The 21,411-nt window shown below is 60.7% G+C and carries 17 protein-coding genes; 4 read left to right on the forward strand and 13 right to left on the reverse strand.

Going from position 1 to position 21,411, the window contains the following annotated elements; all coding sequences use genetic code 11:
• Window positions 1-47 precede the first annotated feature (47 nt).
• Entirely contained in the window at window positions 48-1,523 is a 1,476-nt protein-coding gene (locus ACMG4N_RS06510) for an AAA family ATPase (RefSeq protein WP_414433124.1), read from the forward strand.
• Window positions 1,510-2,541 (forward strand): AraC family transcriptional regulator, encoded by a 1,032-nt coding sequence (locus ACMG4N_RS06515; RefSeq protein WP_297770270.1) that lies wholly within the window; start codon window positions 1,510-1,512, stop codon window positions 2,539-2,541. The genes ACMG4N_RS06510 and ACMG4N_RS06515 overlap by 14 nt, the downstream gene beginning before the upstream one ends.
• Here ACMG4N_RS06515 and ACMG4N_RS06520 read toward each other — a convergent pair.
• The 12 genes from ACMG4N_RS06520 to dsbD form a co-directional block, all read right to left on the reverse strand.
• Entirely contained in the window at window positions 2,480-5,275 is a 2,796-nt protein-coding gene (locus ACMG4N_RS06520) for a hybrid sensor histidine kinase/response regulator (protein WP_297770273.1), read from the reverse strand. The two genes, ACMG4N_RS06515 and ACMG4N_RS06520, sit on opposite strands and share 62 nt — an antisense overlap.
• Complete coding sequence (locus ACMG4N_RS06525; protein WP_297770276.1) at window positions 5,247-6,302, reverse strand: cyclic nucleotide-binding domain-containing protein; 1,056 nt, start codon at window positions 6,300-6,302, stop codon at window positions 5,247-5,249. Before ACMG4N_RS06525 ends, ACMG4N_RS06520 begins: the two co-directional genes overlap by 29 nt.
• Before the next feature lie 84 nt (window positions 6,303-6,386).
• Window positions 6,387-7,673 (reverse strand): phosphoribosylamine--glycine ligase, encoded by a 1,287-nt coding sequence (gene purD, locus ACMG4N_RS06530; protein WP_297770278.1) that lies wholly within the window; start codon window positions 7,671-7,673, stop codon window positions 6,387-6,389.
• A gap of 106 nt (window positions 7,674-7,779) precedes the next feature.
• The gene (gene purH, locus ACMG4N_RS06535) at window positions 7,780-9,348 is read right to left on the reverse strand and encodes a bifunctional phosphoribosylaminoimidazolecarboxamide formyltransferase/IMP cyclohydrolase (protein WP_297770281.1); all 1,569 of its coding nucleotides are present in this window, start codon (window positions 9,346-9,348) and stop codon (window positions 7,780-7,782) included.
• 91 nt (window positions 9,349-9,439) lie between these two features.
• Window positions 9,440-9,721 (reverse strand): DNA-binding transcriptional regulator Fis, encoded by a 282-nt coding sequence (gene fis / locus ACMG4N_RS06540; RefSeq protein ID WP_035250194.1) that lies wholly within the window; start codon window positions 9,719-9,721, stop codon window positions 9,440-9,442.
• A 44-nt stretch (window positions 9,722-9,765) separates the two neighbouring features.
• The gene (gene dusB / locus ACMG4N_RS06545) at window positions 9,766-10,806 is read right to left on the reverse strand and encodes a tRNA dihydrouridine synthase DusB (protein ID WP_297770285.1); all 1,041 of its coding nucleotides are present in this window, start codon (window positions 10,804-10,806) and stop codon (window positions 9,766-9,768) included.
• 230 nt (window positions 10,807-11,036) lie between these two features.
• Entirely contained in the window at window positions 11,037-12,239 is a 1,203-nt protein-coding gene (locus ACMG4N_RS06550; protein WP_297770287.1) for a zinc-ribbon and DUF3426 domain-containing protein, read from the reverse strand.
• A 179-nt stretch (window positions 12,240-12,418) separates the two neighbouring features.
• Complete coding sequence (gene prmA / locus ACMG4N_RS06555; protein ID WP_297770290.1) at window positions 12,419-13,300, reverse strand: 50S ribosomal protein L11 methyltransferase; 882 nt, start codon at window positions 13,298-13,300, stop codon at window positions 12,419-12,421.
• Window positions 13,301-13,467: 167 nt separating this feature from the next.
• Window positions 13,468-14,817, reverse strand: a complete 1,350-nt coding sequence (accC, locus tag ACMG4N_RS06560; protein WP_297770293.1) for an acetyl-CoA carboxylase biotin carboxylase subunit — start codon at window positions 14,815-14,817, stop codon at window positions 13,468-13,470.
• Window positions 14,818-14,829: 12 nt separating this feature from the next.
• On the reverse strand, window positions 14,830-15,288 hold the full coding sequence (gene accB, locus ACMG4N_RS06565) for an acetyl-CoA carboxylase biotin carboxyl carrier protein (RefSeq protein ID WP_297770296.1): 459 nt from the start codon (window positions 15,286-15,288) through the stop codon (window positions 14,830-14,832).
• 3 nt (window positions 15,289-15,291) lie between these two features.
• Window positions 15,292-15,732 carry a type II 3-dehydroquinate dehydratase gene (gene aroQ, locus ACMG4N_RS06570; RefSeq protein WP_297770299.1) on the reverse strand — a complete coding sequence of 147 codons (441 nt, stop codon included), beginning with the start codon at window positions 15,730-15,732 and terminating at the stop codon, window positions 15,292-15,294.
• 233 nt (window positions 15,733-15,965) lie between these two features.
• Window positions 15,966-17,831, reverse strand: a complete 1,866-nt coding sequence (dsbD, locus tag ACMG4N_RS06575) for a protein-disulfide reductase DsbD (RefSeq protein WP_297770302.1) — start codon at window positions 17,829-17,831, stop codon at window positions 15,966-15,968.
• A 258-nt stretch (window positions 17,832-18,089) separates the two neighbouring features.
• Here dsbD and ACMG4N_RS06580 point away from each other — a divergent pair, with 258 nt between their 5' ends.
• Window positions 18,090-19,097, forward strand: a complete 1,008-nt coding sequence (locus ACMG4N_RS06580; RefSeq protein WP_297770305.1) for a DUF2333 family protein — start codon at window positions 18,090-18,092, stop codon at window positions 19,095-19,097.
• Window positions 19,098-19,269: 172 nt separating this feature from the next.
• Here the strand turns inward: ACMG4N_RS06580 and ACMG4N_RS06585 are convergent, their stop codons facing one another.
• Window positions 19,270-20,133: a metal-dependent hydrolase gene (locus ACMG4N_RS06585; RefSeq protein WP_297770309.1), complete on the reverse strand. Its 864-nt coding sequence runs from the start codon at window positions 20,131-20,133 to the stop codon at window positions 19,270-19,272.
• Between the two features lie 96 nt (window positions 20,134-20,229).
• Between ACMG4N_RS06585 and ACMG4N_RS06590 the strand changes: the two genes are divergently transcribed.
• Window positions 20,230-21,258 carry a helix-turn-helix domain-containing protein gene (locus ACMG4N_RS06590; RefSeq protein WP_297770312.1) on the forward strand — a complete coding sequence of 343 codons (1,029 nt, stop codon included), beginning with the start codon at window positions 20,230-20,232 and terminating at the stop codon, window positions 21,256-21,258.
• The last annotated feature ends 153 nt before the right edge of the window (window positions 21,259-21,411 follow it).

Here is a 21,411-nt window from a genome sequence, read left to right on the forward strand (position 1 = left end):
TTCATGCTAGCATAGCGCTGACAGTGACCTGTGAAGAATGATAACAAATGAGTGACTTGAACGACCTGAAAATGCTGCTGGAATCCCGCTATCCCATCGTGGTCATCGAGACCTGGGAGGAATTGCGGGCGCTGGATCTGATTCGCCGGTTGGGGATGCGTGAGGGCCGGCCGGTGTTCGCCTGGAACGGGGTGGATGGCCTGCGCCGGCTGGAATTCGAGGACGCCCCCAGCCAGAAGCACACGGTGGAGCCTGACGCGGTGCTCGGGCAGATTCGTGGCACCAATGAACCGGGCATCTACGCCCTGTGTGATCTGCATCCTTATCTGGAGGGTGAGCCCAAACAGGTGCGCCTGCTCAAGGAAATCGCCCTCCATCATGAGCGCCTGCACCACACCCTGGTGTTGATCAGCCACCAGTTTTCCATTCCCCCGGAAATCCGCCGTTACTGCACCCGCTTTTCCCTGTCCATGCCGGACGAGAAGCAGCTGGAGCATATCGTTCAGGACGAGGCTCGTCGTTTCAAACAGGAGAAAGGGGAACGGGTGCGCGCGGATCGGAACTCACTCGATCGACTGGTGCGCAACCTGCGCGGCCTGAGCGTGGAAGATGCCCGCAAGCTGGCTCGGGGTGCCATTATCCACGACGGCGCTATTACCGAGGCGGACCTGCCGGAGATCAACAAGGCCAAGTTTGCCCTGATGGAAATGGACGGCGTGCTCAGCTATGAGTACGACACGGAAAGCTTTGCCGACGTGGGCGGTCTGCAGGGGCTGAAAGACTGGTTGGGCAAACGCGAGAAAGCCTTTCACGGGCAAAGCGATATCGACAGCCCCCGCGGCATCATGATGGTAGGGGTGCAGGGTGGCGGCAAGAGCCTGGCCGCCAAGGCGGTGGCCGGGTTGTGGGGGCTGCCGCTGCTGCGCATGGACATGGGCGCCATCTATAACAAGTTCTTCGGTGAATCCGAACGCAACGTGCGCGAGGCGCTGGAGTTGGCCGAGACCATGTCTCCCTGTGTGCTGTGGATCGATGAAATCGAAAAGGGCATCGCCGTGGGCGGCAACGATGGCGGCACCTCCCGGCGCGTACTCGGCACCCTGCTTACCTGGATGGCGGAGAACCAGAGCCAGGTGTTCCTGGTGGCCACGGCCAACGACATCGAGCGCCTGCCACCGGAGCTGATCCGCAAGGGACGCCTGGACGAAATCTTCTTTGTGGATCTGCCATCGCCGGCGGTGCGCGAGGTGATTTTCCGTATCCACCTGGAAAAACGCGGCCAGGCAAGCGAGCGGTTCGATCTGCCCACCCTGTCGGCGCACAGTGACGGGTTTACCGGGGCGGAAATCGAACAGGCCGTGGTGGCCGGACTCTACAGCGCCGGCGCCGCCGATGGCGTGCTGGACCAGGCGCTGCTGGAAGCGGAGTTGGCGGCCACCGTGCCGCTGTCGGTGACCATGGCGGAATCCCTGGCGCGGCTGCGCCAGTGGTGCCAGGGCAGGGCGGTTCATGCCGGTACTTGATCCCGGCCTGGCAGGCTCTGATCGCAGCCTCACGGCTGCCTATGTAGATGCGGTGCTGCCGCCGTTACTGGCGCATTACGGTCTGTCCCGGGAGGCGGTGCTGCAGCAAGCCGGGCTCAGTGAGACACCGTTTGCCGAACCGGGCCAGTTGCTGCCGTTGGTGGATGTATTAAGGCTGTTTCTGGTGATTCTGCAAGCCAGCGGCGATTCCGGCCTGGGTTTCGAAATCGGCAAGCGGGTTAAGCCCCGCTCTTATCAAGTGCTGGGTTATGTGATTCTGGCCAGCCGCGATCTGGGCCAGGCCATGGATCGCCTGATCCGCTTTGAAAGCCTGTCCGGCAAGCTGGGCGAGACGCAACTTTCGCACCAGGGTGACACGGTACGTCTGAGCTGGCAGTGTCCGCTGGCCGGCGAGCCGGGCCGTTATCTCACCGAGGCGGCGGTGACCGGATGGGTGGCGTTCATGCGCCCGCTGATGGCCCGGCAGCTGAGCCCTGCCAGGGTGTGTTTCCGCCACCCGGCGCCGGATGACGAACAACGCTATCAGGCGTTTTTTGATGCGCCGGTGCAGTTCGCGGCGGATTTCGACGGGGTGGAGTTGCCGGCTGAGTATCTGTCGTTGCCGCTGGAATCGGCAGATCCGGGGCTCTCGGTAATGATGGAGCGCGAGGCCCGTGACCTGCTGGCCGACTTTGACGCCAATACCAATCTGGTCAGCGCCGTGCGCGCTCGCATCTATCAGCAGCTGGCAGATGGCGAGCCATCTCTGGAATCCGTGGCGGATAGCCTGGGCATGCCTGCCCGCACGCTCAGTGCACGGCTGGCGCGCCGTTCATTGCGATTTGCGGAAATTCTTGATGGCCTGCGTCAGAGTCTGGCGGAGCTGTATCTGCAGGATCCGGCCCTGTCTTTGACAGAGATAGCCCTGCTGCTGGGCTTCGCCGAATCCAGTTCTTTCAGTCGGGCATTTCGTCGTTGGCGAGGAACAAGTCCGAATCAGTGGCGTCGGGGCGGGTAAAGCGCACCAGGGTATCGCGTAGCACATTCAACTCCACCGGCTTGGGCAGGTGGGCATTCATGCCCGCTGCCAGGCTGCGTTCCTTGTGCTCGCGCAGGATATGGGCGGTGAGGGCGACAATGGGCACCGCCGGCAGACCCTGTTTCTGCTCGTACTGACGAATCCGTCGAGTGGCTTCGAAGCCATCCATCTCCGGCATTTCGCAATCCATCAGGATCAGGTCATAGCGGTGCTTCTCGGCCAGGGTCAGGGCTTCCTGGCCGTTGGAGGCGATGTCGGCCTTGAGGCCCAGTTTGGCGAGCATGCCACGAATCACTTTCTGGCTCAGATAATGATCCTCTGCCACCAGGATGTTCAGTTGCGGGTCGGGCTTGTGCTCGGTCTTGCTGGGCATGGGGCGGTGGCCCAGCCCCAGCTCTTCGGCCAGTACCTGGCGAAGGCGGGGAGACGAAACGGGTTTCGACAGCACCCGGTGGATGCCCACATTGCGTGCCTGGGTGGCAGTGGGAGCAAGGCTGATACCGGTGAGCATCACCAGCACGGTGGGGTGCATGATCACCGGGTCCTCGTGGATCCGGGCGGCCAGTTGCATGCCGTCCATGCCGGGCATGTTGTGGTCCAGCACCACCACGTCGTAGGGCTCGTTGATGTTGGCCTGGGTTCGCAGGGAGGCCAGCGCCTCACGGGGGTCGTGGCAGGCGGTGACGCGCATCCCCCAGGACAGGGCGTGATGGCGCAGTACCCGGGTCACGGTGCTGGAATCATCAACCACCAGCAGACTGCGTCCTTCCAGCGCCGAGGTGTCCACCATTAGCGGCGGTGGCGCATCGGTGATTTCCGGTGGCAGGGGAACCACAAACCAGTAATGGGCGCCGCGCTGATCCTGCAGGGTGCCCATGCGGCCGTGCAGGGCTTCCACCAGCTGTTCGGCGATGGCCAGGCTCAGATGGCTGCTTTCCGGCTGTTTGGTGGTGCTGCGAAGGCGCTTGAGGATGTCGTCGCTGATGGCGCTGCCGGAGAACCCGAAGCGAACCCGGTCCGCCTGGCCGGTTGGCTCCATGGACACATCTACCACCAGTTCCCCGTGGCTGCCATGGCGTACCAGGGCGCCCATCAGGTTGGTGAGGATCTGGCGCAGTCGTCCGGCGTCGCCGATTACCCTTGTGGGTACATTGGTATGTACGTGGGTGATCAGTTCGATCTGTTTTTCTTCGGCCTTTTCCTTGAACAGGTCGATGGCTTCCATGATCAGGTCATGGATGTCCAGGGCGCTGTGATTGATGTCGGCGCCCTGGGTGGATAGCTGCGAGTGCTCCAGTACGTCATTGATGATGCGCAGCAGGCTGTCGCCGGCATTCTGGATGGCGCAGACGCATTCACGTTGGTTGGGGGTAAGCGGGGTGTCGCCAAGAATTTCCGCCATCCCCAGGATGCCGCTCAGCGGGGTGCGAATATCATGGCCGATCCGTGAAAGGGTTTCCCGGCGGGTGCTGTCTACGGTTTCGGCAACCGCCTCGGAGCGTTTCTTCTCGATCTGCATACGGGCCTGTTGGGCATGTTGCAGCCGCAGGCCGATGCCCAGAGTCATTGCTTCCAGCACGGTAGCGCCAAGTAGCCATTGGGGGAGTTCCGCGCCGGTTTGCACGATTCCCAGGCAGGCCAGGCATACCAGCAACGCCGGAAAACTGATCAACAGGGACGTGAGGAAAAACAGTCCGCCGCCAGTGATTTCACGGTGCCAGGCGGTGTAGCCCATGGTGAGCAGAAACAGGGTGGCCATGGTGACCAGAGCGAAACTGATGTAGCCGGCGGCGGCCAGCGGCAGAATGATGGTGAAAGGCAGATTGGCCAGGGCCAGCATCTGCAGCAGACGGGTGCAGTAATGCAGCCAGCCGGTCTGGTCAGACAGGTTGAAAAAGCTGCGTGACAGGCCGGTGGCCGACCACATGGCCAGCATCATGCCGGCAAACAGCAGTCGTGGATGCAGCAGGTTATTTTGACTCAGAGCCCAGGGCAGCAAGTCCGCCAGGGTCAGCCCGATCAACAGGATGCTGAGGATAAAGCCGCAGTGGTAGTAGTAGGTGGCTCCTCCGCGCAGAGCGCCGACAATCAGGTTATACATTGCCAGTATCAACAGGGCGCCGGCCAGCAACATGTAGATGGCATGTTGTTGCTGCTGATGCTGGAGCAAGCCGTTAACGGTGGTCAGGGTGAGTCCGTAAGTGAGATAGGCCCGAGGCGGCAATTGCAGATAGGCGAGCTGGGTTTCACCGGTAGGCAGCTGCACCCGGAAGCTGCTGCCACGGCCTGGGATACGTTCTTGTGGACTGAGTTGCCGGTAGCCGCCGTTCCCGTCAGGTAGATAGAGCTGTGCCGCCGGGTTGCCGCGCAGATGCAGGGCAAAATCATGCTGGTTACCCAGCTCGTTTTTGATGGCAACGCGCACCCACCAGTGCCCGTTGCGGATGCCCAGGCGCTCGATGTAGCGGGTGGCCGGCTGGAAGTGATCCATGGCCGGTAGCTGGCTGGCGGTATGGATGTCGAGCTCGCCGGAGGGGTCACGCAGGTATTCGGAGTAGATGGTAATCCGCGCCTGGTCAGGCAGGCTGTGAATCACAAAGGGCGGAGGTGGTTCCGGATTGGCCCGGCAGAGGCTGCCCGCCAGACTCAGCAGGAGTATCAGGGCGCCTCTGAACAGAAAAGAGTCAGGCCACTTCCGTTGGTTTTTTTGCATCCGTCGCTTTTCCCCGGTCCAGCACATAGGCATTCAGGCCTGCTTCCGAGAGGATATAGGCTCCCAGCTCGCTGCGTCGACCATCTCCGCACACCACATAGAAAAAATCCTTTTCCAGGTTGTGCACTTCGCGGCGTAGTTCGTTGAGGGGAAGGTTGCGGGCACCCGGGGTACGGTCGTGACGGAACTCCATGGGCAGGCGCACATCCACCAGGATGCAGGCGGTCTCCGCCTCCAGCACCATGGTATCCAGCTCGTCTTCGCTGAGATGGCGGATCACCGAGTCCTGCAGGATGGACTGGAAGTCCTGTTTGCCCAGGCACATTAATGTGCCGTCGCTGGTCATGGTGATGGTGGCATTGCGGGGGCTGTCGCTGATCAGGGCGTCTTCGCCGAAGAAGCGCCCGGCGGACAGGGCCGCCAGGGTTTCCTGCTTGGCCCCCTTGGAGCGGGTGACCATGGCCTTGCCCTGCTTGATCACGAAGAAGGTGTCGCCATCATCCCCTTCGTTAACCACGGTTTCGCCCAGCTGCACCTCCCGTTCCTCGAATTTCACGAACAGGCTGTGAATCATGGCCGGCGGTATGGCAGAAAACAGTTCCGAGGACAGCAGCGCATCCATCCAGTCGCGTTCGCTTTCGTCATCGTCTTCATCAAGCATGGATTCGGCGGCCTGGGTCCAGGTCATCAGTAGATCCAGCTTGTTGCGGTCGATGGCGTAAAGGGTAGTGGCTTCCGCGCTGATGGCGTTGATGGTGTGTTCCGGGTAGTTGTCCAGCGCCAGGTAGTTCTCGTCGTCATCGGCGGCGAAGTGGCGTACCTGGAAACTGGCGTCGGTGAGATCAACCGAGCCTTCCACCAGAAAATAGGCCTTGTCGCTGGTCTGGCCGCGTTTGAACAGCAGCCGTCCGGGGCCTATCTTGATGACTTCGATCTGGCCCTGAATTTCCTTCAGGTGCGATTCGCCCAGGCAGTCAAAGGGAATGAAATTCTCGAGACGAGACATGTCGGCTACGACATCGCTCATTGCTAACCCCCAGCGGTCGATAAACGTGCAGCGTTGGTGGGTGAGCCCTGCCGGGCTCACCCTTACTTCTTAGTTGCTACTACTTTATGACTTTTCGCGGGCCACTGCACGGTAACCGATGTCGGTGCGGTGATAGGCACCGCGCCATGTGACCTGCTTCACACCGGCGTAGGCGTTGGTCTGGGCTTCGCTGACGGTATCGCCAACTCCGGTGACGCAGAGAACGCGGCCGCCGCTGGTCACTACCTGGCCGTCTTTCTGCGCGGTACCGGCATGGAATACCTTAACGGTGTCGGAATCGGCCTGATCCAGGCCCTCAATGACGTCACCCTTGTCGTAGCTGTCCGGGTAGCCGCCGGCGGCCATCACCACGCCCAGGGTGGGGCGCGGGTCCCACTGGATTGAGGTCTGGTCCAGCTTGCCGTCCAGGGCCGCCAGGCACAGGGCAGCTAGATCGGATTGCAGGCGCATCATGATCGGCTGGGTTTCCGGGTCGCCGAAGCGGCAGTTGTACTCGATGACCTTGGGGGCGCCATCCGGGTTGATCATTAGCCCGGCGTAAAGGAAGCCGGTGTAGGGCATACCCTCGGCGGCCATGCCTTCCACGGTGGGGGTGATCACCTCGTCCATGATGCGCTGGTAGACTGCATCGGTGACCACCGGCGCCGGGGAGTAGGCACCCATGCCGCCGGTGTTGGGGCCGGTATCGCCGTCGCCCACGCGTTTGTGGTCCTGGCTGGTGGCCATGGGCAGCACGTTCTTGCCGTCCACCATGACGATAAAGCTGGCTTCCTCGCCTTCCAGGAATTCCTCCACCACCACGCGGTGGCCGGCGTCGCCGAATTTATTGCCGTCCAGCATGTCGCGCACGGCGTCTTCTGCGTCCTGCAGGGTCATGGCGACAATTACGCCTTTGCCCGCCGCCAGGCCGTCGGCCTTGATGACGATGGGGGCGCCCTGTTCACGGACATAGGCCAGGGCCTCGTCCATATCGGTGAAGTTGCCGTAGGCGCCGGTAGGAATGTTCTGGCGGGCCAGGAAATCCTTGGTGAAGGCTTTTGAGCCTTCCAGCTGGGCGGCGGCCTTGCTGGGGCCGAAACACTTCAGGCCATTGGCCTGGAAGTTGTCCACCAGCCCTTCCACCAGCGGCGCTTCCGGGCCGACGATGGTCAGGTCGATGCCGTTGTCCTTGGCAAAGGCCAGCAGAGCGGGCTGGTCCAGTACATCGATGGCCACGTTTTCCAGCTTGGCTTCCCGGGCGGTACCGGCATTGCCGGGGGCCACGAACACTTTCTCAACCTGTTCCGCCTGTGCCACTTTCCAGGCCAGTGCATGCTCGCGGCCACCGCCGCCAATGATCAGAACTTTCATGTCTACCTCAACCCTTTCAGGTTCGCCGTAGGAGTGGCGCTTGAGCCGCGAATCGTTGTCGCAAGCAGCTTCGCGGCTCGAGCGCCGCTCCTACAGAGAGATGCTGTTAGTGACGGAAATGGCGCATGCCGGTGAAGACCATGGCCATGCCGGCTTCGTCGGCAGCGGCAATCACTTCTTCGTCGCGGATCGAACCGCCCGGCTGGATCACGCAGCTGATGCCGACCTTGGCGGCATTGTCGATGCCGTCGCGGAACGGGAAGAAGGCGTCGGATGCCATGACGGAGCCTTCTACCTGCAGGCCGGCATGCTCGGCCTTGATGGCGGCAATGCGGGCGGAGTTGACGCGGCTCATCTGGCCGGCGCCCACGCCCACGGTCTGGCGGTTCTTGGCATAGACGATGGCGTTGGATTTGACGAACTTGGCCACTTTCCAGGCGAAGATCAGGTCGTGCATCTCCGCTTCGGTGGGGGCGCGCTTGGTGACCACTTTCAGCTCGCCTTCGGTGATCATGCCGATGTCACGGTCCTGCACCAGCAGGCCGCCATTCACGCGCTTGTAGTCCAGGCCTTGCGCTGCCGCTCCCTTGATCTCGCCACATACCAGCACACGCACGTTCTTCTTGGCGGCGGTGATGGCCAGGGCTTCGTCAGTGGCAGACGGCGCGATGATCACTTCCACAAACTGGCGATCGACGATAGCCTGGGCAGTGGCCGCATCCAGCTCGCGATTGAAGGCGATGATGCCGCCGAAGGCGGATTCGGTATCGGTTTCGAAGGCCAGGTCATAGGCCTTGCCGATGCCGTCCAGGCTCACTGCCACGCCGCACGGGTTGGCATGTTTGACGATCACGCAGGCGGGCTTGGTGAAGCCTTTGACGCATTCCAGCGCCGCGTCGGTGTCGGCAATGTTGTTGTAGCTCAGTTCTTTGCCCTGCAGCTGTTTGGCGGTGGCGATGGAGGCCGCGGCCGGGGTGCGCTCGGTGTAGAAGGCCGCTTTCTGGTGCGGGTTCTCGCCGTAGCGCATGTTCTGGGTTTTCTCGAAATTCAGGTTGATGGTGCGGGGGAAGTCCTGATTGTTCTCTCCGACTTTCTTGCCAAAGTAGTTGGCAATGGCGCTGTCATAGGCGGCGGTGTGTTCGAACGCCTTGATAGCCAGGTCGAAACGCAGGGTGTCGGACAGGGCGCCGTTGTGGGCGGCCATGTCGTCGAGAACACGCTGGTAGTCGCTGGCATTGGTGACAATGCCCACGCTGGCGTTGTTCTTGGCGGCAGAACGCACCATGGTCGGACCGCCGATATCGATGTTCTCGATGGCGTCTTCCAGTGAGCAATCCGGGTTGGCCACGGTGGCTTCGAACGGGTAGAGATTGACTACCACCAGATCAATGCGGCTGATGTCGTTGTCGGCCATGACCTGTTCGTCCTGGCCGCGACGGCCAAGGATGCCACCGTGCACTTTCGGGTGCAGGGTTTTCACCCGGCCGGCCATCATTTCCGGGAAACCGGTGTAGTCGGAGACTTCGCGCACGGCGATGCCTTCGTCCTGCAGTTTCTTGTAGGTGCCGCCGGTGGAAAGAATTTCCACGCCTTGCTCGGCCAGGGCCTTTGCAAATTCGACGATACCTGTCTTGTCGGAAACACTGATCAGTGCACGTTCAACCGCGTTGCTCATGGGATTTCACCAAGTTGCGTTCTGGGATAAGTGGTTCATTTAAAAACAAAAAAAGGGCAGTAAGGACTGCCCTTTATCGCTGTGGTCGTGCTTAGAGCAGACCGTACTGCTTGAGCTTCTTGCGCAGGGTGCCGCGGTTCAGGCCCAGCAGCTCGGCGGCCTTGGTCTGGTTGCCGCGGGTGTACTCGAGCACTTTCTCAAGCAGCGGGATTTCCATTTCCGCCAGTACCATCGGGTAGAGTTCGCTTACGGCCTCACCGTCCAGCTGGTTGAAATAATCGTTTAACGAACGTCGCACACAATTGCGCAGAGTGTCGTGGGTTTCGCTGCGCGCAATGGTCAGGTGCGGCTTTCGTGCTTCTGCGGTGTTCATTTCAGTAAGTGTCCGTGCAGCGGCTGTGTTAACTGAAGAAAGGGTCATGCGGCCAAGGCTCCGTTTTTCTTCCGGGCAGACACCTCGCCATAACAACCGAATCGTACCCGGTCGGTCGTGGCGTTTATCTGTTGGAAAAACTGCTCGATTGCCAGCCGTTGATCGGCGGCATTTTCCAGTGTGTTAAATCCGCGCCGGAAGTCTTCCCCTCCGGGCAGGTTTTGCGTATACCAGCCCAGATGCTTGCGTGCGATACGCACTCCCATGAACTCTCCGTAGAACTGGTGGAGTTCGGCGAGGTGCTGTTGCACACAATCGTGGACTTCCGTTACGAACGGCGCTGCGGGTAGCGAGCCGTGCTCGAGGTAATGCAGGGTATCCCGGAAGATCCACGGGTTCCCCTGTGCAGCGCGGCCGATCATGATACCACCCGCGCCGGTGGATTCCAGTACCCGTTTAGCTTTTTCCGGGCTATCCACGTCACCGTTAGCCATAACCGGAATATTCACCGCGGCCACCACCTGGGCGATGGAGGCGTACTCGGCGTCACCGTTGAACTTGTCGGCACGGGTGCGGCCATGGATGGCCAGGGCCTGAATGCCCGCCGCTTCCGCGATACGGGCGATCTCCAACGCATTGCGATGGTCGCGATCGGGCCCGGTTCGAATCTTCAGGGTCACCGGGACGTCCACGGCAGCGACGACGGCATCCAGGATGCGGGCCACCAGGTCCGGGTCAGCCAGCAGGGCAGAGCCTGCGGCGCGTTTGCACACTTTCTTTGCCGGGCAGCCCATATTGATATCAATGATCTGGGCGCCATGATCCACATTGGCGCGGGCCGCATCGGCCAGCATTGTCGGCTCGCCGCCGGCAATCTGTACCGACACCGGGCCGGGTTCACCACTGTGATCAAGCCGTTGGCGTGACTTTCGAGAGTTCCACAGACGGGTGTCCGAGGTCACCATTTCCGATACCAGCAGACCTGCGCCCAGATCCCGGCACAAACGCCGGAAAGGGCGATCCGTGACGCCGGCCATGGGGGCCAGAATCAGCGAATTGGGCAAGGTATATGGGCCGATCTGCATAGGGTCGGGATGGCATGTGTCAAAGGGGGGCTAATGATAGTGAGCGGAACGCGGGGATGAAAGGGCGCAGGGTAAAAAATGCGCGATTCCACCCAGGATTACATGCGGTGCTGCTATTTCGATGGTTGCTGGCTACTGAGCAGTGAGGCACGGGTGCCGAAAAGTCACCCTGGCCTTTCGCCACCCGTACCTTGTTACACGCTGTTCCTGCGGCAGACGGCACAGGGGCGTTAGCGCTGGCTCACCCGTTCCTGAGTCTCCACCGCCGGCAGCAGACGCAGGTTATAGTTTACCGCCTGCTCGCCAGGATCGACGATTTCCAGGGAGATGTGCAGCGGGGTGTTCACCGGCATGGCCTCCAGGTTGGTCAGGTCGCCACGCAGGTATTCCGCCGGGCTGAAGCGACGGCTGGCTACCGGATTGCCGTTGAGGGCACTGAAGCTCAGTTCCAGCTCCGGAAAGGGTTGCGGGTAGCGGGCTTCATTGAACAGGATGGCATCCACGATCAGGGCGTTGGCGTAATCCGGGTGGCTACGCACTACCAGGTTGGCGCCGCGCAGCTTGCTGATGTCGGTGCGGTTGGGTAGCCGACAGCCAAGCACGCCGCAGGCCTGTTGGTAGAGCGGCCGCCATTGCGGGCTGCGGGCCAGGTCGTCGAAATTGAAGTAGGCGTATTGCCCTACCAATACCACCAGGGCCAGCACGGACAGGCCGCTCCACTTGAGCAGGCCGCCCCAGTCGCGCTGTTGGCGGAAGGGGGCGTCGCGTTCGCGTACCGGCCGGGACAGCGGCACCGGCTCCTCGGTCAGGTCGTCACCAAACAGGTCCAGGCCGCCGAAGAAATCGTCTTCGTCGTCATCCTTGGGTGGTTTGGGGGCCGGTTTCTTTTTGGTCTCTGGCGGCGGTGAAGGCGCTTTGCGTTTGTCTGCCTGGCTTTCCCGGGGGCCAAAGCTGGCGGGCTGACGGGCTTCCTGCTTTGCTGGCTGGTCCTCGTCGTCTTCCAGTTCCTTGAGCAGGGCTTCGGCCCAGGCCTCGTCGGCATTCTCGTTGTGGCTGGCGCGACCGGCGCCCTGCATATCGGAGAAGTCTTCGCCGAGACCGGAGTCGGCGGCATCTTCATCCAGATTGATGAAAGAGTCGCTCAGCTCCATGCCCTCGATGCTGGAGCCCGAGGAGGCGCCGTCATCGTCATCGCCGAAGGTTTGTTCGTCACTATCCGGCACGCTGGCGCTTTCGCTTTCCAGGGCTCCGGCCCAGCGGTCGCCGGCGGGTTCTTCCTGGGCGGGGGGCGGATCAATCAGGTAGTCACTGGCCTGAAAAATCTGCAGGCATGAGCCGCAGCGAACCGCGCCGCGGGCCTGCTTCAGGTGTTCTTCGGTAATCTTGAACTGGGCTGCACAGTGCGGGCAGCGGGTCTTGTATTGGGCGGCCATGGCTTTCGCCTGATTGTTATTGGACGAGACGCAACACGCTACACGCACCGGGCTTTCACGGAACACTTTACGCAGCCCTGGAATCCAGAAAACGCGTGCAGATGAGTCAGGTATGTTTTACAGAAAAAGCAGGACAGGCCGCAAGGACCTGTCACTCAGTTTTACCTGAATCAATGAATTCAGGTGTTACGGCGCACCCCGTCAATTCGCACCCAGTCGCCCTGTTGGGTGGTGGGGTTCAGGTCGAACCAGGGGGCATAGGCGCTGCGTACCGATTCTGCCTGCTCGGCAAGAATGCCGGACAGGGCAAGGCTGGCCCCGGCGCGACAATAACCGGCAAGCTGGTCGGCCAGTTCCACCAGGGGGCCGGCCAGGATATTGGCGACCAGTACATCACAGCGGTAATCCGCCGGCAGATTTTCCGGCAGGTAGAGGCTGAGCCCGTCGGCCACACCGTTATTGCGGGCATTATCCTCGCTGGCGGTGAGTGCCTGGGGGTCGATGTCGGTGCCGGTGGCATTGCCGGCGCCCAGCAGCAGGGCAGCAATGGCCAGCACCCCGGAGCCACAGCCGAAATCCAGCACCGTCTTGCCGTGCAGGTCGGCCCGATCCAGCCATTCCAGGCACAATGCCGTGGTTTCGTGGGTGCCGGTGCCGAAGGCCAGCCCCGGGTCCAACTTCAGGTTCACTGCCTGCGGATCCGGTGACTCGCTCCAGCTGGGGACGATCCACAGCCGTTCGCCAAAGCGCATGGGGGCGAAGTCATCCATCCAGGCCCGTTCCCAGACCTGGTCATCCAGTGTTTCGTGGTGGTGTGCCTGGGCGTCCAGCCCCTGTTGTTGCAGGGCGGCGAGGATCAATGCCGGGTCACGGTCCGCATCGAACAGGGCGCTGACCACGATGTTTTGCCACAGCGGGCGGGCACCGGGAGGCGGTTCAAACACCGGCTGATCGGCGCCATCAGTCAGGGTGACCGCACAAGCTCCCATATCTTCCAGTGCGGACTGAAAGGCATCGGCGTGGGCTTCGGTGGTGGCAAGGTGTAGCTGGAGCCAGGCCATGTTGTCGCTTCGCTCTAGTTAATAGTGAACAGTTAACAGTGAATAGCTGCGCGAGAGATGCGGTCGTTATTCAGAACGCATGAGGCCGCGCACAGGGTATGGGCGCGGCCTCAGGGGGTAATATAACAGCTAACGGTGAACGCGAGCTATTCACTGTTCATTGTTAACTATTCACTGCTTCCCAGTTTTTTCTCCAGGTGGTGGATATCCACCCCGCCGGCAATAAAGGCCTTGTCCTTGAAGATCTTGTTGCGGTGCAGCTCCACATTGGTCTTGATGCCTTCCACCACGATTTCGTCCAGCGCATTTTTCATGCGGGCGAAGGCGATCTCGCGATTTTCGCCCCAGGTGATCAGCTTGCCGATCAGGGAGTCGTAATAGGGGGGCACGGTGTAGCCGCTGTAGATATGGGAATCTACCCGCACGCCATTACCGCCAGGGGCATGGAAATAGGTGATCTTGCCGGGGCAGGGTGTGAAGCGCACCGGGTCTTCGGCGTTGATACGCACCTCGATGGCATGGCCCAGGAACGTTACGTCGGACTGCTGCAATTGCAGGCCTTCGTCGCTGGCGATACGCAGCTGTTCCTTGACGATGTCCACACCGGTGATCATTTCGGTGACCGGGTGTTCCACCTGCACGCGGGTGTTCATCTCAATGAAGTAGAAACCTTCATTTTCGTAGAGGAACTCGAAGGTGCCGGCACCCCGATAATTGATTTCCTTGCAGGCGTTGACGCAACGCTCGGCCACTTCGTCTTTCAGGTGCTGGGGAATGCCAGGCGCCGGTGCTTCTTCCACCACTTTCTGGTGACGACGTTGCAGGGAGCAGTCCCGGTCGCCCAGATGAATGGCGTGGCCGGCGCCGTCTGCCAGTACCTGCACTTCCACGTGACGGGGCTTCTGCAGGAATTTTTCCATGTAGACAGTGGCGTCGCCGAAGGCGTTCTTGGCTTCGGAGCGGGTCAGGGTGATGGCGTTGAGCAGGTGCTTGGCTTCTTCCACTACGCGCATGCCACGGCCACCGCCGCCGGCGGCGGCCTTGATGATCACCGGGTAGCCGATCTTCTCGGCCATGGCCAGTGACGCATCGCCGTCGTCACCCAGGGGGCCGTCGGAGCCGGGTACGGTGGGAACGCCGGCCTTTTTCATGGCCTCAATGGCGGCCACCTTGTTGCCCATCAGGCGAATGGTGTCCGCCTTGGGGCCGATAAAGGTGAAGCCGGAGCGTTCCACGCTTTCGGCAAAATCCGCGTTTTCGGCGAGGAAGCCGTAACCGGGGTGAATGCCATCGGCGTCGGTCACTTCCGCCGCACTGATGATCGCCGGGATGTTCAGGTAGGACTCGGTGGACGAGGCCGGGCCGATGCAGACCGCTTCGTCGGCCAGTCGCACGTGCATCAGATCCCGGTCCGCCTTGGAATAAACCGCCACGGTGCGAATGCCCAGCTCCTTGCAAGCGCGCAGGATGCGCAGGGCGATTTCGCCGCGGTTGGCAATGACAACCTTTTCCAGCATGAGATGCCTCCGTTAAACGATGGAGAACAGAGGCTGATCGAACTCAACCGGTTCGCCGTCTTCCACAAGGATGGCATCAATGGTGCCGGATTTGTCCGCTTCGATCTGGTTCATCATCTTCATGGCTTCGACGATGCACAGTACGTCACCAGCCTGGACTTTCTTGCCTACCTCGACAAAGGACGAGGCTCCCGGTGACGGTGAGCGATAGAAAGTGCCAACCATGGGCGAGCGCACCAGATGACCGCTGGGGGTGTTGTCAGCCGGTGCCGGTGTTTCAGCAGCGGCAGCAGGGGCAGGAGCCGGAGCGGGCGCGGCGGCCTGTGGGGCGGCATAGTAATGGGCCGGCGCTGCAGGGTGACGCGAGCCGCGACTGATGCGCACGGACTCTTCTCCCTCACAGATCTCCAGCTCTTCAATGCCGGATTCCTCCAGCAGCTCAATCAGTTTCTTTACCTTGCGAATATCCATGTATTAACCATCCAGTTGTTCAAGGGCGGCGGTCAGCGCCAGCGGGTAGCCAGTTGCGCCGAGCCCGCAGATCACGCCCCGGGCAATATCGGAAAAATAGGAATGATGGCGGAAACTTTCCCGGGCATGCACGTTCGACAAGTGCACCTCGATAAAGGGGATGTCCACCGCCAGCAGGGCGTCACGCAGGGCCACGCTGGTATGGGTGAATGCCGCCGGATTGATGATGATGAAGTCGATGCCTTCGGTGCGGGCATCGTGGATCCGTTCAACCAGCTCGTATTCCGCGTTGCTTTGCAGATGCTGCAGGTGGTGGCCTGCATCGCCGGCCTGGGCCTGCAATTGCTGGTTGATATCGGCCAGGGTGGTATGGCCGTACTTGTCCGGCTCGCGGGTGCCGAGCAGGTTCAGGTTTGGGCCGTGTAAGACCAGAATGGAAGCCAAAACAGGTCCCCCTGGGGAATTTGTCGTTATTTGCCGTGAACGTGCAGGAAAAGCACCGGTTATCCCGGCGTTTCTGGCACTTGTGCAATATTAGGGGGAAATCATGACAGAAAAAAGGGTTTTACAACATTCGTTACAAGTTACCGGAAGATGCCGTGCAATCGGTACTGTTTCACGATTTTTGTTCGGGCGGGAGAGCGCCGCTCCTACAGCGGCTACGTAGAGCGATCCTGTTACAGCCCCGGCATGACACGCTTGTTCAGGTGCTCCAGAAACCGTTCCGGTTTCATTTCCCCCAGTACCCGCGATTCAGGCAGCTCCGTGCCTGCGGGGGTAAAGAACACCAGCGCCGGCAGGCCGAGGATGTTGTATTGCTCCATGATCGCCTGGCTGTCCGCACTGATCTCGGTAATATCCACCCGATAAAGATCGAAGTCTTTCATGGCGGCGAGTACCTGCGGGTCGCTGAGGGTGGTTTCCTCCAGTACCTTGCAGGCCACGCACCACTCGGCAAAGAAATCCACCAGCACCGGGTTGCCTGCCTGGCGGGAATCGGCCAGGGCGGCGTTGAGATTGTCGCGGCCCAGGATGGTTTGCCAGGGGCCATGATCCCCCGGGGTGTTGGCAGTGGCAGCTGCCGGTGCCGATTGCGTCATCGGGGCCAGGGGTTGCAGTGGATCGTCACCGCCACTGAGCGCGCCGACAATCATCACCGAGCCATACAGGGCCAGCACCAGGGCAATGCCGCGCTTGAGCCGGGCGAGCCCCTCGCCGGCGGCTTCCAGGGCGCCGAGCTGCACGCCGTAGACCGCCAGAAGCAAGCCGTAAAGGCCCAGGGTAATGGTGCCGCTGATGATGCGATCCAGCAGCCAGATGGCCACCCCGAGCATGACCACGCCGAAGAAGCGTTTGATTTCTTCCATCCACATTCCGGCCCGGGGCAGCAGGCTGCCGCCGCCGGTGCCAAAGATGATCAGTGGCAGGCCCATACCCATGGACAGGGCGAACAGGGACGCCGCTCCGGTGAGGGCATCACCGCTGGCGGCTACATAGATCAGTGCGCCGGCCAGAATCGGGGTGACACAGGGAGACACCACCAGGGCGGAGATGGTGCCCATGATAGCGGCACCGAACAGGCTGCCGCGCTTGCTGTCGCCGGGCTGGTGCAGCTTGTTACGCAGAAAGGCGGGCAGTTGCAGCTCGTAGAGACCAAACATGGACAGCGCCAGCAACACGAAGATCACCGTGGAGGTAATGATGGCCGCCGGTTGTTGCAGCAGGACCTGAAGGTTCAAGCCGGCCCCAAATACCGCCACCAGCAGCCCGGCCAGGGTATAGGGCACCGCCATGCCCAGCACATAACTGGTGCTAAGCACAAAGCCGCGACTGGCACTGGGCTCCTTTTCGCCGGCGATGATCCCGGAGAGGATCGGCACCATGGGGAAGACACAAGGCGTGAACGCCAGCAGCAGGCCGCCCACGAAGAACAGGCCGATAATCAGGCCCAGAGAGCGGTCGGTCATCCACCGGTTAAAGGCATTGGCGTCTTCGGATTGCAGGGTGCTGAGAAAGCCGCCGTCATCATCGCGGGGGCTGGCGGACTCAGGGGGAGTGGCCGCGGTCGCGGCCGGAGACTTTTTTGCTGGTGACGGGTTGGCCAGCGGGATGACTTTTTTGGTGGGCGGGTAGCACAGGGTGTCCTCGATACAGCCCTGATAGCGCACCTCCAGCTCGGTCGCCACCAGCGGCACGCTGTTAACCGGCAAGGTCAGGGAGAGACGGTCGTAATACACCTCCACATCCCCGAAAATCTCGTCGGTCTTGTCCTTGCCGGGGGGCAGGGCATAGTCAGCGAAATCCTCCAGCACGTTGCCGTTCTGGTCACGCAGGCTGAAGCCGAAACGGTGCTGATAGAGGTAAACGTCATCGATCAGCTCGAAATCCAGCAGCAGTTGCTGGTTGTCCCAGTCTGCATCAGTGACAAGCTGGATGGCTTCGTCCACGGTGGGTAAAGGGGCGTCCCCGAACAGATCACTGGCACCCGCCCACACCGGGAAAAGCGCAATAATGAAAAGTAGCGGTTGCCAAGCTGATCGCATGCCTGTCTCCTATGATGGCCACTGCTTCGATGCACAAAAGGGCGGGAAGTTTCATTGGCTGTAACCCGCAAAGCCCGGCAGCGCAGTGGCGTCGGGCCGCTATTCTCGCCAGTGGGCGGGCAGAAGGCAAAGGGTGTCGACCCGGGCGGTGCATATTTCTGGCCGGGCGTAGCAGGCTTTTCAACAGCCTGCTGGAGATTTGAGTTTTCACCGTCGGCCTATTGTATAGTGATTCGCAGATGGATCTTGGGAGTGATCATGAGTAACGAAAAATTCAGCGAAAAAATGGGTGACGCCATGCTCGACCCCCGCCATAACCGGATTTGGAAAGGGATTCTGTGGTTGCTGGGGCTACTACTGCTGGTGGATGTTCTGCTGAGCTGGTACTGGAGCCAGGAGCCTGATCTGCGTGAATTGCCCAGTCGAGAGAACGCGGTCGCCGGGGAAACCATTGCCCGTGAACTTATCTTCGTTTCCGACACCTTGCTGTCCAAGCCGGGAGGCTATCTCAGTAACGATATCCTGCCCCACCGTCTGTGGATGGATAACATGCCAGCCTGGGAATACGGCGTACTGGTGCAGGTGCGTGATTTTACCCGGGTGCTGCGTCGGGATATGAGCCGCTCCCAGTCCCAGAGTCAGGAAGACCGCGATCTGGCCATTGCCGAGCCTCAATTCAACTTTGATGCGCAAAGCTGGGCCATGCCGGCCACGGAAAGTGAATACCGCCGGGGTATCAAGGCGCTGCAGAGCTACCTGGATCGCCTTACCGATGCCAACGAAGGCGACGGCAAATTCTATGCCCGGGCGGATAACCTCAATTACTGGCTCAACGAAGTGCAGAGCCGGCTGGGTTCCCTGAGCCTGAAACTGAGCCAGAGTGTGGGGCGCAGTGAGCTGAACATGGATGTGGGCAGTGCCGAGTCCGTTGCCAAGCCAGGTAATAAGGAAGACTTTGTGAAAACGCCCTGGTTGAAGATCGACGATGCGTTTTACGAAGCACGGGGCGCAACCTGGGCGCTGACCCAGTTGATGCGAGCCGCCGAGGTGGATTTCGCCGAGGTGTTACGGAAAAAGAACGCCACCGTCAGCTTCCGCCAGATGGTGCGCGAACTGGAAGCCACCCAGGAAACCCTGTGGAGTCCGCTGATTCTCAACGGCGATGGTTTTGGCATGCTGGCCAACCATTCCCTGGTGATGGCCAACTATGTGTCGCGGGCCAATGCGGCACTGGTGGATCTGCGGAAACTGTTGCAGGAAGGGTGAGGAAGGCAGTTAACAGTTAATAGTGAATAGTTAACAGCGGCGCGGAAAGCGTTAGCGGTTATCCAAAGCAAAGAGGCCGCGCCCAACCTGTGGGCGCGGCCTCTTGCGTTTCAGACACAACAAATATTGTTCGCGTAGCTGTTAACTATTCACTATTAACTGTTAACTTAAATCACGCCGCGTTCTTTTCCTTGGGCTGTGGCAGGCTTGCTCGCCATTTTTCAATGAGTGCGCTGTTGTCATCATCCCAGGGATGAAAGCCGGGTTTCAGGTAGCTGAACCAGGCAGGTATGATGCTGCTGATCACGCCTTTGTAGCCGAACCCTTTCCACAGTCCTTTGGCCAGGGTGAGGGGCTTGCGGTGGGCATTGTCGCGCTTGAGCATCTGCCAGGTGAAGTAGCTGGAGAAGCCGATCAGGTAGGCGGTGCTGGAGAGGAACAGTCGCTGGCGCTCCAGGTAGTTGCCGCTGACATCCATGTACAAGTCGTAGGCGACGGCCTTGTGTTCGGTTTCTTCGATGGCGTGCCACACCCACAGGTCACGCACTGCCGGGTCCATCTTTTCCAGCAACTCCGGGCGGCGCAGGATGGCGTCGGCAAGAATGGCGGTAAAGTGCTCCAGGCCTGCGGTAGCTGCCAGCTGCTGACGTTTGCTCATGTACTTGCGGGCACCGGCCAACAGCTTGTTGGTGACGCCAAGGGCATGGGCAACGATGTCGTCATACTTGCCGTCAGCAATCAGGTCGTTGAATGCCTGATGCTCCAGGGAGTGCATGGCTTCCTGGCCAATAAAGCCGGAAATATCTTTCTGGCGATCCTTATCCTCTACTTGGTCACGCAGGGCCCGAACAGAATCCACGAAGAAACGCTCGCCCTCAGGAAAGGTCAGTGACAGGATGTTCAGCAGATGGGTCAGTACCGGATCGTTATCGAACCAGTAATCATCGTGCTGTATGCCGTCGAAGGAAAACCCCATGCGACGGGGGATAATGGGCACAGAAGGGCGCTGCTTTTTTTTCACCAGCTTCAGATTCATCAGTGTCTCCTGGTACAAATGCCATTGATGACATCGTTCAATGACAACTACTATGCTCAGTCTTGCAGTCAAGGTCTTGTCGTGGAGGGCCAACAAATGGTGAGTTCGGGCCGTCCCTGGGGAAGTGCCGGGATACCGGGTATTTACGTGGTATTGCTCTATGACGTGCTGGCGGGCATGGGGCTGGATGCCCCGTCTCTGCTGGCGGGGCAGGGGGTGAGCCGCGACGAGTTACTGGCTCCGGACCGGCGGGTATCCATGTCCCTGGCCCAGACCGTGGCCGAGCGGGGTGTGGCCATGGTCGGCGAGCAGGGGCTGGGGTTCCGTTATGCCCGGGCCATGAGCATCACCCTGCATGGCCCGGTTGGCCTGCTGGCCTTGTCCAGCGCCAGCGCCCAGGATGCCCTGGATGCGGCTTGCCGCTTCCTCGGTCTGCGGGCGCCTTTCCTGGTGATTGATCAGTGTCGTCTTGGCGAGTTGGCCCATCTGCGACTTCGCAGTACGGCTTCGCTGGGTGTGGCCCATGATTTTGTTATCGAAGCCATGCTGGTGGGATTGGTGTTCATGATCGAACAGTTATTGGATGCACCGCCGGAAGGGCTGGAGATTCGCCGCCGGGGCAGTGCGCCGGCCTATCTGTCGACGCTCAAAAAAGAGGTGGGGGTGCCGGTTCTGTTCGATCAGGATGAGGACGCTCTGGTATTTCCGCTGACAGCACTGGCTGCCCGCCCCCGTCTGGCTGATCCGCAGGTGGCGGCGCTGGCAAGGGAGCAGTGTGAGCTGGAGTTCCGTCAGTGGCGTACCGACGAAGACGGCGTTATGGCAGAGCGTATCCGTAGTGCCCTGCAGGATCGGCCGGCGCCGTTGTTGTCTCTGGAAGCCATGGCGGAAAAGCTGTCGGTGTCACCCCGTACCCTCAAGCGCCATCTGCAACAATCCGGGCTCAGCTACCGGCAACTCCAGGATCAGGAGCGTTATCGTCAGGCGCAGCGTCTGCTGGCGAAGCCGGATAACAGCATCAGCGAGGTGGCTTATTCCTTGGGGTATAGCGATGTGGCCAACTTCTCCAAGGCGTTCAAGCGCTGGAGTGGGGTGACGCCGCGAGCCTACCGGGAGCAGAGATAACAACAAGCTTCAAGCTACAAGCTAAGAGCTAGAAGCCACGGGAAGGGCTGGAGAGGAGTGCTCCGCTGTGCCCGCGCACGGAGCCTGCCAGGGGTTATCAAGGCAGCTGAAAAAAAGGCCGCGCCCATTATCTGGGCGCGGCCTCTTTGCTTG

The organism is Alcanivorax sp. IL2 (assembly GCF_047495475.1).
Taxonomy (GTDB): domain Bacteria; phylum Pseudomonadota; class Gammaproteobacteria; order Pseudomonadales; family Alcanivoracaceae; genus Alcanivorax.

What these genes read in the sequence shown, in the direction of transcription:
- ACMG4N_RS06510 (WP_414433124.1), top strand. Translation starts at nt 48, where the DNA reads ATGAGTGACTTGAACGACCTGAAAATGCTGCTGGAATCCCGCTATCCC.
- ACMG4N_RS06515 (WP_297770270.1), top strand. Translation starts at nt 1,510, where the DNA reads ATGCCGGTACTTGATCCCGGCCTGGCAGGCTCTGATCGCAGCCTCACG.
- ACMG4N_RS06520 (WP_297770273.1), bottom strand. Translation starts at nt 5,275, where the DNA reads ATGCAAAAAAACCAACGGAAGTGGCCTGACTCTTTTCTGTTCAGAGGC.
- ACMG4N_RS06525 (WP_297770276.1), bottom strand. Translation starts at nt 6,302, where the DNA reads ATGAGCGATGTCGTAGCCGACATGTCTCGTCTCGAGAATTTCATTCCC.
- purD (WP_297770278.1), bottom strand. Translation starts at nt 7,673, where the DNA reads ATGAAAGTTCTGATCATTGGCGGCGGTGGCCGCGAGCATGCACTGGCC.
- purH (WP_297770281.1), bottom strand. Translation starts at nt 9,348, where the DNA reads ATGAGCAACGCGGTTGAACGTGCACTGATCAGTGTTTCCGACAAGACA.
- fis (WP_035250194.1), bottom strand. Translation starts at nt 9,721, where the DNA reads ATGAACACCGCAGAAGCACGAAAGCCGCACCTGACCATTGCGCGCAGC.
- dusB (WP_297770285.1), bottom strand. Translation starts at nt 10,806, where the DNA reads ATGCAGATCGGCCCATATACCTTGCCCAATTCGCTGATTCTGGCCCCC.
- ACMG4N_RS06550 (WP_297770287.1), bottom strand. Translation starts at nt 12,239, where the DNA reads ATGGCCGCCCAATACAAGACCCGCTGCCCGCACTGTGCAGCCCAGTTC.
- prmA (WP_297770290.1), bottom strand. Translation starts at nt 13,300, where the DNA reads ATGGCCTGGCTCCAGCTACACCTTGCCACCACCGAAGCCCACGCCGAT.
- accC (WP_297770293.1), bottom strand. Translation starts at nt 14,817, where the DNA reads ATGCTGGAAAAGGTTGTCATTGCCAACCGCGGCGAAATCGCCCTGCGC.
- accB (WP_297770296.1), bottom strand. Translation starts at nt 15,288, where the DNA reads ATGGATATTCGCAAGGTAAAGAAACTGATTGAGCTGCTGGAGGAATCC.
- dsbD (WP_297770302.1), bottom strand. Translation starts at nt 17,831, where the DNA reads ATGCGATCAGCTTGGCAACCGCTACTTTTCATTATTGCGCTTTTCCCG.
- ACMG4N_RS06580 (WP_297770305.1), top strand. Translation starts at nt 18,090, where the DNA reads ATGAGTAACGAAAAATTCAGCGAAAAAATGGGTGACGCCATGCTCGAC.
- ACMG4N_RS06585 (WP_297770309.1), bottom strand. Translation starts at nt 20,133, where the DNA reads ATGAATCTGAAGCTGGTGAAAAAAAAGCAGCGCCCTTCTGTGCCCATT.
- ACMG4N_RS06590 (WP_297770312.1), top strand. Translation starts at nt 20,230, where the DNA reads ATGGTGAGTTCGGGCCGTCCCTGGGGAAGTGCCGGGATACCGGGTATT.